1 rRNA gene (only partly in view) is annotated in these 2538 nt (G+C 55.9%); it reads right to left on the bottom strand.

The features are described from left to right. Positions 1 to 46: 46 nt before the first annotated feature. Positions 47 to 2538, bottom strand: a 23S ribosomal RNA gene (locus tag ABZ942_RS43745) (it continues 728 nt past the right edge of the window).

The following is a 2538-nucleotide window of genomic DNA, read 5'->3' as shown; positions in this document are numbered from 1 at the left end:
ATCGTGTGTTGTTTCAGATACTGCACAGTGGACGCGTAGCTTCTTTGTTGGTAAGTCCTCGGCCGATTAGTACCAGTCACCTGCACCCGTTACCGGGCTTCCAGTTCTGGCCTATCAACCCCATGGTCTGTGGGGGGCCTTAACCACTCGAAGGTGGTGAGAAACCTCATCTTGGAACAGGCTTCCCGCTTAGATGCTTTCAGCGGTTATCCCTTCCGAACGTAGCTAACCAGCAGTGCTCCTGGCGGAACAACTGGCACACCAGAGGTTCGTCCGTCCCGGTCCTCTCGTACTAGGGACAGCCTTCCTCAAGTTTCTGACGCGCGCGGCGGATAGAGACCGAACTGTCTCACGACGTTCTAAACCCAGCTCGCGTGCCGCTTTAATGGGCGAACAGCCCAACCCTTGGGACCTACTCCAGCCCCAGGATGCGACGAGCCGACATCGAGGTGCCAAACCATCCCGTCGATATGGACTCTTGGGGAAGATCAGCCTGTTATCCCCGGGGTACCTTTTATCCGTTGAGCGACACCGCTTCCACTTGCCGGTGCCGGATCACTAGTCCCGACTTTCGTCCCTGCTCGAGCTGTCGCTCTCACAGTCAAGCTCCCTTGTGCACTTGCACTCGACACCTGATTGCCAACCAGGCTGAGGGAACCTTTGGGCGCCTCCGTTACATTTTAGGAGGCAACCGCCCCAGTTAAACTACCCACCAGGCACTGTCCCTGAACCAGATCATGGTCCGAGGTTAGAAGTCCAATACGATCAGAGTGGTATTTCAACGATGACTCCACAAACACTGGCGTGCCCGCTTCACAGTCTCCCACCTATCCTACACAAACCGTACCGAACACCAATACCAAGCTATAGTGAAGGTCCCGGGGTCTTTTCGTCCTGCCGCGCGTAACGAGCATCTTTACTCGTAATGCAATTTCGCCGAGTCTGTGGTTGAGACAGCTGAGAAGTCGTTACGCCATTCGTGCAGGTCGGAACTTACCCGACAAGGAATTTCGCTACCTTAGGATGGTTATAGTTACCACCGCCGTTTACCGGGGCTTAAATTCTCAGCTTCGCGCCCGAAAGCGCTAACCGGTCCTCTTAACCTTCCGGCACCGGGCAGGCGTCAGTCCGTATACATCGTCTTACGACTTCGCACGGACCTGTGTTTTTAGTAAACAGTCGCTTCTCACTGGTCTCTGCGACCACCCCCAGCTCCCGGAGTAAATCCGTTCACCGGTTGTGGTCCCCCTTCTCCCGAAGTTACGGGGGCATTTTGCCGAGTTCCTTAACCACAGTTCTCTCGATCGCCTTAGTATTCTCTACCTGACCACCTGTGTCGGTTTGGGGTACGGGCCGTGTACCAACTCACTAGAGGCTTTTCTCGGCAGCATAGGATCACTGAATTCGCCTCAATCGGCTACGCATCACCTCTCAGGCTTCATGCGGTGCGGATTTGCCTACACCACGCCCTACAGGCTTACACCAGTACAACCACTGACTGGCCCAGCTACCTTCCTGCGTCACCCCATCGCTTGACTACTACCAGCCAGGGTCATGTGCATCCCTCCACTCGAGACCCGAAGGTCTTCTCGGAAGTTCAGGACACTTAGCACAACTGATTCATCATGGGCGCGGATACACGGGTACGGGAATATCAACCCGTTGTCCATCGACTACGCCTGTCGGCCTCGCCTTAGGTCCCGACTCACCCTGGGCGGATTAACCTGGCCCAGGAACCCTTGGTCATTCGGCGGACGAGTTTCTCACTCGTCTTTCGCTACTCATGCCTGCATTCTCACTCGCATGGCCTCCACGGCTGGATCACTCCGCCGCTTCCATGGCCATACGACGCTCCCCTACCCATCCACACCACTGGAAGAAAACCCGCAGGTCGTCCTCGGTGTTATGTGTGAATGCCGCGGCTTCGGCGGTGTACTTGAGCCCCGCTACATTGTCGGCGCAAAATCACTTGACCAGTGAGCTATTACGCACTCTTTCAAGGGTGGCTGCTTCTAAGCCAACCTCCTGGTTGTCTTCGCGACTTCACATCCTTTTCCACTTAGTACACGCTTAGGGGCCTTAGCCGGCGATCTGGGCTGTTTCCCTCTCGACTACGAAGCTTATCCCCCGCAGTCTCACTGCCACGCTCTCACACACCGGCATTCGGAGTTTGGCTGATTTCGGTAAGCTTGTAGGCCCCCTAGACCATCCAGTAGCTCTACCTCCGGCGTGAAACACGTGACGCTGCACCTAAATGCATTTCGGGGAGAACCAGCTATCACGGAGTTTGATTGGCCTTTCACCCCTACCCACAGCTCATCCCCTCAGTTTTCAACCTAAGTGGGTTCGGGCCTCCACGACGTCTTACCGTCGCTTCACCCTGGCCATGGGTAGATCACTCCGCTTCGGGTCTAGAACATGCGACTCTGGTCGCCCTATTCGGACTCGCTTTCGCTACGGCTACCCCACACGGGTTAACCTCGCCACATGCCACTAACTCGCAGGCTCATTCTTCAAAAGGCACGCCATCACCCACAG

Source organism: Nocardia sp. NPDC046473 (assembly GCF_040645995.1).
In the GTDB taxonomy this organism is placed as follows: domain Bacteria; phylum Actinomycetota; class Actinomycetes; order Mycobacteriales; family Mycobacteriaceae; genus Nocardia.
This window is presented reverse-complemented; position numbering and strand designations above follow the sequence as displayed.